The 12,426-nt window shown below is 50.0% G+C and carries 13 protein-coding genes and 1 riboswitch; of the genes, 11 read left to right on the top strand and 2 right to left on the bottom strand.

Going from position 1 to position 12,426, the window contains the following annotated elements; genetic code table 11:
* Positions 1-31: 31 nt before the first annotated feature.
* Positions 32-298, bottom strand: a complete 267-nt coding sequence (locus ABDW13_RS01450) for a DksA/TraR family C4-type zinc finger protein (protein WP_343550602.1) — start codon at positions 296-298, stop codon at positions 32-34.
* A gap of 104 nt (positions 299-402) precedes the next feature.
* Positions 403-530: riboswitch (TPP riboswitch) on the top strand.
* A gap of 98 nt (positions 531-628) precedes the next feature.
* Between ABDW13_RS01450 and ABDW13_RS01445 the strand changes: the two genes are divergently transcribed.
* The 9 genes from ABDW13_RS01445 (at position 629) to ABDW13_RS01405 (ending at position 8,733) form a co-directional block, all read left to right on the top strand.
* Complete coding sequence (locus tag ABDW13_RS01445) at positions 629-1,711, top strand: long-chain fatty acid--CoA ligase (protein ID WP_343550600.1); 1,083 nt, start codon at positions 629-631, stop codon at positions 1,709-1,711.
* Positions 1,708-3,156 (top strand): acyl-CoA reductase, encoded by a 1,449-nt coding sequence (locus tag ABDW13_RS01440; RefSeq protein WP_343550598.1) that lies wholly within the window; start codon positions 1,708-1,710, stop codon positions 3,154-3,156. The genes ABDW13_RS01445 and ABDW13_RS01440 overlap by 4 nt, the downstream gene beginning before the upstream one ends.
* Before the next feature lie 29 nt (positions 3,157-3,185).
* On the top strand, positions 3,186-3,953 hold the full coding sequence (locus ABDW13_RS01435) for a 3-oxoacyl-ACP reductase (RefSeq protein ID WP_343550597.1): 768 nt from the start codon (positions 3,186-3,188) through the stop codon (positions 3,951-3,953).
* Between the two features lie 192 nt (positions 3,954-4,145).
* Positions 4,146-5,747: a methyl-accepting chemotaxis protein gene (locus tag ABDW13_RS01430; protein WP_343550596.1), complete on the top strand. Its 1,602-nt coding sequence runs from the start codon at positions 4,146-4,148 to the stop codon at positions 5,745-5,747.
* A gap of 550 nt (positions 5,748-6,297) precedes the next feature.
* Positions 6,298-6,681: a hypothetical protein gene (locus tag ABDW13_RS01425; protein ID WP_343550595.1), complete on the top strand. Its 384-nt coding sequence runs from the start codon at positions 6,298-6,300 to the stop codon at positions 6,679-6,681.
* Between the two features lie 34 nt (positions 6,682-6,715).
* The gene (locus ABDW13_RS01420) at positions 6,716-7,090 is read left to right on the top strand and encodes a hypothetical protein (RefSeq protein WP_343550594.1); all 375 of its coding nucleotides are present in this window, start codon (positions 6,716-6,718) and stop codon (positions 7,088-7,090) included.
* A 139-nt stretch (positions 7,091-7,229) separates the two neighbouring features.
* Positions 7,230-7,514, top strand: coding sequence for a hypothetical protein (locus ABDW13_RS01415; protein WP_343550593.1), 285 nt, complete (start codon positions 7,230-7,232; stop codon positions 7,512-7,514).
* Between the two features lie 110 nt (positions 7,515-7,624).
* Entirely contained in the window at positions 7,625-8,239 is a 615-nt protein-coding gene (locus ABDW13_RS01410) for a hypothetical protein (RefSeq protein ID WP_343550591.1), read from the top strand.
* Positions 8,236-8,733 carry a surface-adhesin E family protein gene (locus ABDW13_RS01405; protein WP_343550590.1) on the top strand — a complete coding sequence of 166 codons (498 nt, stop codon included), beginning with the start codon at positions 8,236-8,238 and terminating at the stop codon, positions 8,731-8,733. Before ABDW13_RS01410 ends, ABDW13_RS01405 begins: the two co-directional genes overlap by 4 nt.
* Before the next feature lie 15 nt (positions 8,734-8,748).
* Here the strand turns inward: ABDW13_RS01405 and ABDW13_RS01400 are convergent, their stop codons facing one another.
* The gene (locus ABDW13_RS01400) at positions 8,749-9,669 is read right to left on the bottom strand and encodes a LysR family transcriptional regulator (protein WP_343550589.1); all 921 of its coding nucleotides are present in this window, start codon (positions 9,667-9,669) and stop codon (positions 8,749-8,751) included.
* A gap of 111 nt (positions 9,670-9,780) precedes the next feature.
* On the opposite strand from ABDW13_RS01400, the gene ABDW13_RS01395 reads away from it, so the two are divergent.
* Entirely contained in the window at positions 9,781-10,923 is a 1,143-nt protein-coding gene (locus ABDW13_RS01395; protein ID WP_343550588.1) for a M20 family metallopeptidase, read from the top strand.
* Positions 10,910-12,310, top strand: coding sequence for a Na+/H+ antiporter NhaC family protein (locus tag ABDW13_RS01390; RefSeq protein WP_343550587.1), 1,401 nt, complete (start codon positions 10,910-10,912; stop codon positions 12,308-12,310). Before ABDW13_RS01395 ends, ABDW13_RS01390 begins: the two co-directional genes overlap by 14 nt.
* The last annotated feature ends 116 nt before the right edge of the window (positions 12,311-12,426 follow it).

Genomic DNA, 12,426 nt, shown 5'->3' with positions numbered 1-12,426 from the left:
ATATTAATTGGAAATAACTTAGCAATGGAAATCAACGTAACTGGCTATCTTTACTGCCTCGCCGATTATAACCGCTGCTTACGGCTTGTTGTTTATCAATCTTATTTTGGCAGTTCACGCAATACCGCACGCCCGCTAATGCCGCGCGTCGCGCTTCTGGAATCGGCTCACCACATTCATCGCAATATTCGGCACTCTCACCGTGACCTAAATGCTCGCGCGCGCGTGCAACTGCATCATCCACGGTGGCATCAATTTGCTTATGCACCGCACCGTCTTCTGACCAACCGCCTGCCATATCATTGCCTGTAAAGGTTGTTAAGGTGAGTTAACAGTATAGATTACGCACAAAACTCGCCCGCCGCCCGCTTGACACCCGCTCAAGCTCCATCCTAGACTGCCGCTTGTTCCAAGGGGTGCCCGGTTAGCGGGCTGAGATTCTACCGGTCAGCAAAAATGTGCTGGCAACGTAGTGACCCTCTGAACCTGATCCGGCTAATACCGGCGTAGGGATGTGGAACCCAAGGCGATCGCTCGTCTTCCCATCTTTGTGCTTTGTAGCGGACAGTTCGCGCTCTGAAGGCGTTGCCTTAGAGCATCTGCGCAATCGCAAAGGTGGCTACGAACGATGACCGAAACCGCAATTATCCAGGCTCTGCTGACGTTCATGCAGCGCGACGACGCCTCCGAAGACGATTTCAACTCACTCGCGCTCGATATCTTCGCCTATCAATTCTCCCATAATTTGCCCTATCGACGCTTTGCGATGCAGCGCGGACGCACGCCGCTTACCGTGAAGCATTGGCGCAACATTCCTGCGCTGCCTATTTCAGCCTTTAAAGATCTCACGCTTAGCTGCCATCCGATTGACGACGTTGCCGCGATTTTCATGACCAGCGGCACCACCGGCACGGTGAAAGGTCGCAGCTATCATCCAACGCTGGAGGTGTGGCAGTGTTCGATGAGGCTGAACTTCCGCCGCCGCTTCATGGCGAGCACAGATCGTATCCGCATGGGCATTTTATTCCCGGATACCACAGCGATGCCGAATTCATCGCTAGCAACCTATCTTGAACTGGCGAGGCAGGAATTTGGCACAGCGGAAAGTGAAGTGCTGGTGGATGAACACGGACTCAATACAACGCGCTTGTTTGCTGCACTAGAACAAGCTGAAGCCAGCGCAGAACCTTACGCGTTGCTGGGTGCCAGTTACAGCTTTGTGCAATTGCTGGATGAAATGCAGCGCCAGCAGCGACATTTCACACTGCCGCCAGGCAGCCGCATTCTCGACACCGGCGGTTTTAAAGGCCAGTCACGCGAAGTGGGCGGCGACGAGTTTTACGCGGCATTAACGCAACAACTCGGCGTGCCGCGTGCACGTTGCATCAACATGTACGGCATGACCGAACTCAGCTCGCAATTTTATGATGATGGCAATGAAAGCAGCCCGCCGGTCAAATCAGGCCCGCACTGGATTCGCACGCGAGTGGTCAATCCACTGACCGGTGATGATGTGCCTGAAGGTGAAATCGGCGTGTTGGTACATCACGATCTCGCACATTTCAACTCCGTATCGGCGCTATTAACCGAAGATGCTGGCGTGATCGTGCCCGGTGGTTTCCATCTGTTGGGACGCGTAACCGGTGCGGATGCCAAAGGATGTTCGCTGGCGATGGAAGAGTTCCTCGCTGCCACCCAGGTGCAAGCGTGAAGGAGATTGCCGGACATTTACCGGGCATCTCGGCTGATGAAGTGCAATGGCGAACCTTGAGTTTCAGCCAGCGTGGCGAAACGGTCGAGGTGGCGGTGCCAGAGTTGAATGAGCCGCAAATCAACGCGTTGGCGGCACGCATTCGTGCTAACACGCGCGCGTATCTCAGCCAACTTAGCGTGGCACAAATCATCGCCATAGTTGATGAAGCGGTAGCGCGATTGCTGGATCGCAGCCATCCGCTGCGCATTAAAGCCGAGAAGCTGTTGCCGATTGTCACCGGCTACGATGCTGAAATGGTGCGCCTCGGCTTAACCGGTTACCTCAAAACCTTTCGCCAGCCGCAACTTAAACGTTTTGTGGCCGAAGATTTTGCCAATCCGTTAATGCTGGATGATTTCCAGCCACGGCCGAAAGGCGGATTTGCACGGGCATTTGGCCCGGAGCTTCTAATGCATATCTGGGCCGGCAACGTGCCCGGTTTGCCGCTGTGGAGCCTGATCTGCGGCTTGTTAGTGAAGGCGGGAACCATCGGCAAACTACCCGGTAACGAACCGCTGATGGCGAGTTGGTTTGCGCAATTGTTGGCAGAAATTGATCCCAAACTTGGCGAGTGCATTGCGGTGGTGTGGTGGAAGGGCGGTGATGCGCAAAGTGAGCCAATCTGGCTAAAACAGGCCGATGTGATGCTTGCTTACGGCGGCAATAAAACGCTGGCGGCAATTCAGCAGCGATTACCGATCACCACGCGCTTTTTGCCGCACGGGCACAAAATCAGTTTCGGCATGGTCGCTCAATCCGCGCTGAATGCAAGGCAGGGCGCGGAACTGGCGCAGCGCGTGGCGTTTGATGTGATGCGTTACGACCAGGCGGGCTGCTATTCACCGCAGATGGTGTTTGTCGAACGCGACGGCCAGATTTCTCCCGATGAATTTGCCGGTTACATCGCCCATGAACTTCATGCGCTGGCGCGCAAGCACCCACGACGTATGTTGGCGATTGAAGAGTTGAACAGCATCGCGGCATGGCGCAATGGTGAGGAAATCCGTGCGTTAGCAGATGATCGCACACTGTACGGCGATGCGGCAGACGATTGGCATGTGGTTTGCCTATCGCAAGCAGAAATGCTGACACCCAGCGCGCTAGGCCGAACCTTAAAAGTGGTGCCGGTTGATTCACTGGATCAGGTCGTCGATTTGGTGGCGCAACAGCGCCATTTTTTGCAAACCGCGGGGATTGCGGCGTCTCCAGAACAGCTGTTTCGACTTTCGGCGCTATTGGGCAAAGCGGGTGTCACGCGTATCACCGCTTTTGGCAATATGACGTCGCCAGAAGCCGGTTGGCATCATGATGGGCGTTTCAGTTTGCTGGATTTGGTCACCCTCACCGAAATCGATCATGCCGCCGAAGCCGCGGCGGATCACTTTGCGCCGTATCGCGATTAACGCCTAGGTCACCACAAATGGATAACGACATGAAATTCGCAAACCAAACCGTATTGGTCACCGGCGCCAGCCGTGGCATTGGCGCCGCCATTGCCAAAGCTTTCGCGGCAGAAGGCGCATTGGTAGTGGTGAACTACCTGCGCAACGCGGAAGCCGCCGCAAAAGTGGTGGATGCTTGCCGCCATCTCGGCGGCGATGCACTGGCTATTGCGGCAGATGTCACCTCCGAATCACAGGTGCGCGCCATGATCGAACAGATCGTAAACGCTACCGGTCGATTAGATGCAGTCATCAACAATGCATTCGCACCTTACGTTTTCGATACCGATAACCGCCTGCGCTTCTGGGAAACGCCGTGGTCGGATTATCAAGCGCAGTATGATGGATCGGTACAAGCGGCCTACAACGTTTGCCAGGCCGCATTGCCGGTGATGCGCACGCGAGTGCGTGGCAGCATCGTTAATCTGACTAGCGATCTGGTGGCGCGACCATCGGTGCCTTATCACGATTACATCACCGCCAAAGCGGCGTTGGTCGGTTTTAGCCGCACGCTGGCAACCGAGCTCGGCCCGCTGGGGATTCGCGTTAACTGCGTGGCACCGGGATTGGTCTATCCGACGGATGCCAGCCAAGCCACCAAACAGGATGTGCGCGATATCATCACTGCACAAACGCCGCTGCGGCGCATTGCGCGCCCGGAAGATATTTGCGGGCCAGTGCTGTTTCTGGCTTCAGATTGGAGCGAATTTGTCACCGGACAAACGCTGTATGTCGATGGCGGATTGGTGATGGGTTAATCAGCGCGCCATCGTTCCTCGCTTCACAACAAGAAGACCTCCTTTTTCCCTGAATCGGCTGGTGGGTGTTTTTTAAACTTCTACCCACCCAAGCCGATAACAACATTGAACAATTTGTTAACTAATTATTATCGCGATAAGTGTCTGCAAAATAATCAGTTATTTCAGGGAAAACATAGTTGAGGCAATGAGATGAAAATAAGAAATTTAGGTGTGGGAACGCGCTTGGGTGGCGGGTTTTCAGTGGTGGTGGCGCTGATGATTGCGATGGTGATCATCGGCATTATCTATCTGCAAGGAATGATGCGCGATACCCAAACCATCACCAGTAATTATCTGGTGCGTGAACGACTCTCAACAGAATGGCTATCGATTATTGATACCAATGCCGCGCTTGGATTGGTGGTAATGACCTCCAGCGATGCTGGGGTGAAACAATATGCTACTGAGGAGATGAAGAAGAACTCCGCTCGCGCCAGCGTAGTGCAGAAACAACTGGTCAGCCTGGTGATATCTAAACAGGGCGAGCAGCTGATGAAAACCGTCGCCGATGCGCGCGAAGCCTATAATGAAACCCGTAAAGAGGTACTGAAGATCGCGGGTCAGGATTCCGCACAACAGACCAGTGACATCATTCGCACTCGCTTATTCCCCGCCATGAAAGCCTATTCCGACGCCGTGCGAGCGGTGGTCAAAAACCAGCAAAGCTCGATTGATGAAAGTGGTATCAACATCCAAAAAGCGGGCAGTTCAGCTGTCTGGACATTGAATGGCGTGGGATTAGCGGCTGTAATTCTGGCAGCGCTGATGGCACTGTTCATCACCCGCAGCATCGTTATTCCACTGCGCTCGGCGGTTGAGGTTGCGCGTGCGGTGGCCTCGGGCCATTTAGCCGTGGATGTCCGGGTTGAATCCAAAGATCAGTTGGGCCAATTGATGGCGGCACTGCGTGAAATGACCGAAAGCCTGCGCAATACCGTGATGAAAGTGCGCAGCGGTTCGGACAGTATCACCTCTGCGGCGAATGAGATTGCGCTCGGCAATCAGGAACTTTCATCACGTACTGAGGAGCAAGCCGCCAGCGTGGAACAGACGGCTGCTACGCTGGAGCAATTGACCGCAACCATCAGCAACACCGCCAATCACACGGCATCTGCGCGCCAGTTTGTTTCGGAAGCCACGGTAATTGTCAAAGATAACGGCGCGGTGATGGGCGATGTTACCGCGACGATGCGCGAGATTTTTGAATCCTCATCTAAGATGTCGAACATCATTTCGGTGATTGATGGCATTGCGTTTCAGACCAATATTCTGGCACTGAATGCCGCCGTTGAAGCGGCGCGTGCTGGTGAATCGGGCCGAGGATTCGCGGTTGTTGCCGGCGAAGTGCGCACGCTGGCACAGCGTAGCGCGTCAGCCGCGCGCGAGATTAAAACGCTGATTGATGATTCGGTTTCGCGCATCAATGCTGGCAATGTATTGGTGGATAAAGCGCACAAAGGCATGGCGCATATTGTTACCAATGTGAACAGCATTGAGCAGTTGATCAATGAGATTGCCCAAGCCACCAGCGAACAAAACGACGGCATTGCACAAATCAACATTGCGATGGAGCAGATTGATACCACCACGCAGCAAAACGCCGCGTTGGTTGAAGAATCTGCCACTGCAGCGCAGTCGATGGCTGAACACGCAGCGATTATGGCCGATCGCGTCAGCGTCTTCCGACTGAGTGAGTCAGCAAACGTGGATCATCCGATCTCGCTAACACAGCTTAACGCCCAGCACGTTTAACTTCCCAAGCTGCTAAAGGGCGAATGCTGCCCTTTAGCAACACATCTCAGCATTAAATCTCTCTCGCAGCCATAGAATGATAATCGCGACGAATCAGACCGGATGGATTGATATTCTGATTGCTAACGATTTAGCGCAGAATCCTAATATATTGATTGCCAGCCTTGCGGGTAATTAAAGCGAAACAGCAGATCATTTGCCTTAAGAGAATATATCTTTTGGTGGAAAGACAAATAACAAATCATTTGATGTTTTTATAATCGATCAGGAACTTTCTAATGGTTAAGGTGATATTCTGCAAAAAACGAGTTTACATAAAACTTACAATCAATTTCGCTTAAGTCTTATTATGATAGCAAAAATAGGGATATCGCTGGCGCTATGCGTCGGCATGCTCACAGCTTTTGCATTTGGCGCACCGTTAAACACGGGCGACCGTGATTATATTCAGAAGATGAATGTGGTAGTTACTCAGGGAGTTGACCCGATGGTGATTAAAGAGGACGCTAATAACTTAGCGTGTTAATTAATACAACTGCGTGGTATGAAAATGAGTGAAAACTTGAATCAAGTCACGTTGGAAGGCGTCGATCTTAAGAATAGGTTCCTTGTGTCTATAGGATATTCCGGAGGAATCCTGGAAATACAACTTTCTCCAAGCGAAGACGGAGGAACAGATGATGTAAAAATATCATTTGATTGGATCTATTCCTTCCGATTGACGGATGAAGGGGATTTGCTTAAGTTGCAAAATGATTTGTGTGGTAAATTAACAGTAGGAATTTACACCTTGAATGACTCTGATTATTTACGTTGGTTTAACGAACAAAGCTTCGAAATTCATAATGATGAAAAACTAAATCATTATCTTATTGTTACAAGCACAGAGATTGTGGAAGTAATATCAATCGTGGTCCCAATTTTTAAAAAATAACTGAGACCTTTAAATCATTTTGAAAATGGTAACTATGGATAATAAAACCATTGAGTTCATAAGTATTGTTACTGGGCAATATGAATTTTTGAAAAATGACGTTACCAAATGCGTAGAGTATTGGATGCCAGAGGTACCAGCTCCGATCTTGCTGTTTTCAGTAGTTGGCAAATCAATTGTTAACCATTTAAATTTTTTTAATGAAAATGAGAAACTATCTATTTTCCAGCACATTGAATTGGGTATGACTTCTGATAACGAGGAGCTAGCAATAGCAGTTGCTACGGGACTTGTTGAGTCATTAGTCACTGCATCTGATGCAAATGAATTAGTTTGGAAAGAGATTGAATATTATCTTCATGTTGAGTCAAAGAAACATGCGTTAGCGTGGAAAAACTTTGGCCAGTAATAAGTGATGTAACCTCCTTTTAGATTGATATGAATCTTGAGGAAAAACATCCCGATCAAGAATGACTGAAATACATTTCAGTTTTTGACTTATGAAGCATGCCACTCATAATTAACATATAAATATTAGGGAGAAAACAGTGATAGTGAATTTGGATGTAATTGAAAAAGCACTAACTAGAATTTTCTCAGAATTGAGGAGTCGAGGTGTTGATAGTTTTACAGTAGATGCTGATTTTTACTGGAGTATTCCTAGTGAGAAAATCTATGATCCTTATACCTTACCAACAGAACTTAATATTGGTCAGTTAGAGGAAGATTATGATGTTCTTGTTCAGATGAGTAATAAAGATCTTCTGATTGGCCATAATTTGAAAAATGTAGTCGTATTATTAAGATATCTGTCAGAGAAATATCCTTCCTGACATGAAACGCAGGCTAACCCATCAATCAATTGACTTCTGTCAGAGAAAAAAACTAAAGTTTCATCTCAGCATGCCGATTAAAAAGATGTTTTTTATTATAAGGATATTCAATGCGTAATATTATCTGCACTTTTGGTTTGATTCTGGGTATAACAACATCTGCGCAAGCCAACACATTAACGCAAAGTCTAACGCGCTGCGACGCGTCGTTCTTCAGTGAAATTTATCATCAGCGTACATCAATCAGCCGTGTGGCCCCTTTAACCTTCGATAAGCAACATCATGCCTGGTTCAAAGCACCGCCAGAAGGAAATGGCAAAGTTTGGTTCGCTCAGCCTCTGCAAGAGTTAAACTTAACGCTGTCCGGCTATTATCTGCAAACCAGCGACTTAAAAGAGATCAACTACGGTAAATATTATTACTGGGGATTGATTATCAAAGAATCGCCTGAAGCAGTGATGTCCGTGCTTAACCCTTTAAGCTGGAATAAGGCTGGCGATGATTACATTGCTCAAGCGATGATTAAGGCGGATAAAAACAGTGCATGGGAAAAAAATAACCAAGCAGTGTCCGGCATTGCGCCAGAAAAAGGTAGCACTGAGAAACTGCTAATGCTTAGCCAAGGCAAAGAAGGCACATTATTGCTCTGCTCAATTCAGGGAAATGTCACGCCTGACATGCTTAAGTCATTGCGACCTGATTTAACCGATGGGGCAGTAAAATGAAACAGCTGACAGGATTAGCATTACTGATGCTCTCTGGTTGTGCCATGAATAATAAACCTCAGCCGCAAACACCTGAGAAGGCACCACCGGGTTTTGTGAAAATTCTTCAGGATGACAAAATTACCTCCTATGTCGATTTCCGAGTGATTTCAACTTATCAAGGTAATAGTCACTTACGGCGGTTTTATTTAATCAATAACTATGCGCAGCAGACGAAGATTATTGATAATCCGCCAATTTACATTGCTAGTTCACGGGCAATAAATGTCATTAACTGTGATAAAAAGCAGCGTGCCGTGATGGGACGATCTTTCTTTTCCAAACCTTTTGCCGAAGGCGAGCTTGTTCATGCGAGTGTCGAAATAGGGCAGTGGGAATCATTCCCGGAGAATTCTCTTATAGGAATAACCGCTGGGATGATGTGCCTAATTCCAGTTGAGAAACTCAAACCGGAACCCGCAAAAGAGAGCCGCAAGCCATTATTAGATTTGTAATCAAATACGCAGCAATTAAACCGCGCCCGCCGTCCCTTCAAAAAACGCCACCAGCAATTGCCACAAATGCTGCGCGGCGGGCGTAAAGCGGTGATCGGCGCTGCGCAGCAGGTGGCATTGGCTTTCGCGGGCGATGCGATGCTGAATTGGCACGGCGACTAAGTTCTTGGCGATGAGGTCGTCTTCAACCACTTTGGCGGTCATAAACGCGATGCCCATGCCGGCCTGGCTCAAGGCGATGGCGCTGGAAAACAGATTACAGCTGTAAGCTGGGCTGAATATAAATCCTTCCTGACTGAACATGGCATTCATATAACTTTGAATGCCAAAATTTTTGTCCATGCCAATCAGCGAATACTCGACCAGTTCGGCCACCTCGATTTGCGCATAATCCGCGATCGGATGTTTGCTGTGCACCACCGCACAGATGGGTCCGCGATGAAAACTCAAACACTTCAGGCCGGGCGGGCCAATCGGGCCAAATCCTACCGCCATATCAACGTCACCTTTGGCAATCAGCGACACGGTGGTTTGCATATCGCCCGACAGGATATCGATGAATACGTCGGGATACGTTTGCGAAAACGGCTGCAACACATGCCTGACGACTTCATCCACCATGCCCTGACCAACGCGTAATTTTATCGAGCCGCCGCGTTTATGGCGCAAATCTTTTAACTGGCGATCCAACTGGCTGCGGCGCTGATGGGTGTGCGCGTAATCTTCAGCCAATAACTTTCCAGCTTCGGTCAGCACCACATTACGGCCACGACGCTCCAGCAGCGGCAACTGCATCTCACGCGCCAGTTGCGATAACTGACGGCTGATGGCGGCCGGATCAACATCTAAGGCTTCCGCCGCGCGACGAATACCGCCGTAATTGCCCACCTCATAGAGATACCTTATGGATTTTTCTGGATAGAGCAGCATCGCCATAGGTTTTTCCTATCTGTTGATCTGAGGTCAACAATAATAGCCTTTTATCTCCATTTTTTAAGCGCATTTTTATCTCCATACTCGGAGATTCACTATGCGAGGGCAGTACAAATGAAAACTATAAAAAATTACCTGCAACAACATGCCGATGAAATTCTTCTGGATATCAAGGAATTGGTTGCAGCGGAATCTCCATCATTAAACAAAGCCGCCGTGGATCGTTGTGGCGAGGTGTTACAAGCGCTGTTTGCTAAACGTCTGGGCGTGGCAGCGGAGATTGATGAGCAGCCGCATTACGGCAATCATCTCAAGTTCACGCTGGGAACGGGAAGCGAGCAAACCGTGGTACTCGGACATTTCGATACCGTCTGGGATGAAGGCGAGTTGGTGATGCGCGAAGAAGAGGGCAAGCTTTATGGCCCTGGCGTACTGGATATGAAGGCCGGTTTAGTGCAAGCCATCTGGGCGGTGCGCGCGTTGCAACAGCACGATTTACTGGCGGGCAAACGCATCGTGTTTCTCTGCGGCAGCGATGAAGAAGTTGGCAGCCCAAGCTCCAGCGCCTGGTTATCGCAGCACGCCCTGGGTTCGAAGCAAGTGCTGGTGGTTGAGCCTGCTGAAGCGGGAACGGGCGCACTGAAAACGGCGCGCAAAGGTACCGGACAATACGAAATAACTATCAACGGATTAGCGGCGCATGCCGGGAATAACCCTGAAGAGGGCATCAGCGCGGTCCAGGAAATGGCGCATCAGATCATGTTCTTGCACGGCTTAAATGCGCCAGAGCGCGGCACTACCGTTAACGTGGGAATCGCGCGTGGCGGCAACCGCATCAATGTGGTAGCAGATAAAGCGGTGTTAGGCATTGATACACGCGTCACCAGCGAAGCGGAAGCCAAGCGCATTCACGCTGAAATCAGCCAGATCACGCCACATTTGGCCGGCATCACGCTGGATATCAGCGGCGCACAATCGCGTCCGCCAATGCGTCAAACCCCGGAATCGTTGTTGTTGATGGAGCGCGCTAAGCAGGTCGCCTTACAACTCGGTTTCACCGTGGAAGGCAAAGCGGTTGGCGGCGGCAGCGACGGCAATTTCACCGCCGCGTTGGGCATTCCTACCCTCGATGGTTTGGGCGCAACCGGCGCGGGCATCCACGCGCGTCATGAACATATCATCATTGGCGATATTGCCTCACGCGCGGCGCTGGTGGCGGGCCTGATCCTCGGAGGTGATGCGCATGTCTCAGGTTAATGTGGAGAAAAATACTCTGCGCCAACCGCCAGCAGGGAAAACCGAGCAAAGTCCTTATCTGCTGCTGTTTATTATTCTGGTGCTGGCGGCGGTGGCGACCTGGATTATTCCGGCGGGCAAGTTTGATCATGAAACCCGCAATGGCATTACTTTCGCCATCAAGGGAAGTTTGCATGAAGTCGCGCGTTCGGGCGTTTATCCCGGCGAAATCTTTATGGCGATTGTGCAAGGTGTCATTAAAGCCGCGCCGATCATTTTCCTGATTCTGTTTACCGGAGGATTATTAGCGGTTATCGAATCGACCGGCGCTATTGCCACGGCGCTTAATTCACTGTCGCGCAGTACCAAAATTAGCGATACGCGCATTATCATTATTTTTGGTGTGATATTCGCCATTCTTGGTACTACTGGCGTGGTGCAAAACTCGGTCGTGGCGTTTGTGCCGATCGGATTATTAGTGGCGCGCTCGTTAGGTTTATCGCCGATCATTGGTATGGCATTGGTCTATTTAACCTGTGCCGCTGGTTTTAACGTTGCGGTATTAGGTCCAGCCACCACCGGATTAACTCAGCATCTGGCGCAGTTACCGCTGTTCTCCGGCATGTTGTTGCGCGGCATTACCTGTTTGCTGTTCGTGTTAACGGTGATGATTTATTTAATTATCTCTGTGAAACGTGCACGTAATAACGGCGAACTGCGTGCGGAACAAACCGCGCAGCCTGATCAATCACTGACGATTACCGGTCGTCATAAACTGATTTTGATAACCTGCGCGTTAACGCTGATTATATTTATGATTGGCACGGTGCAATTGCATTGGGCCACCAATGAAATGTCGGCGATGTTTATTATTCTGTCGATCATGGTTGGCATTATCGGTCGCATGTCGGGTTCAGCGATTGCCAATACCTTCCTGGCCGGCTGTTCGAACCTGGTAAAAGGCGGCTTTATTGTCGGTATGGCCGGGGCGATTTCCGTGGTGCTGCAACAAGGCAACGTGCTGGATCCGATCGTCGGTTTCTTATCAGATTTGCTGGCACCGGTTCATCCGGCGATTGCGGCAGTTGGCATGTTTATCAGCGCGGCGTTGATGCATTTCGGCATTTCTTCCGGCTCCGGTGAATCCGCTTTGCTGATCCCGATCTTTTCGCCATTAGGCGATAACCTCGGTTTAACGCGTCAGGTCACTGTGCAAACGGTGCTGCTGGGTGAAGGTATCGTAAACTCCATCAGCCCAACGTCTGGCGTATTAATGGCCGCCTTGGCGACGGCCAATATCTCTTTCGGCAAATGGATTAAATTCGTTGCGCCAGTAGTGGCGATTTGGTTTGCCATTTGTGTCGTCACCTTATTAATCGGTGTGGCGATTAACTGGGGACCATTCTAATAAAGCGTAAGAAGCCACTTAAGGGTGGCTTCTTATTTTTATCGGGTTGCTAATACGATCAACATCCTTCCCGCTATTTCAGTTCCACGGTTAATTACATTCACTCCCCGGCCTTT

Origin of the sequence: Pantoea sp., assembly GCF_039594315.1 — a bacterium.
GTDB lineage: Bacteria > Pseudomonadota > Gammaproteobacteria > Enterobacterales > Enterobacteriaceae > Pantoea.
Note: the sequence above shows the minus strand (reverse complement) of the source record. Positions and strands in the feature narration are given on the sequence as shown.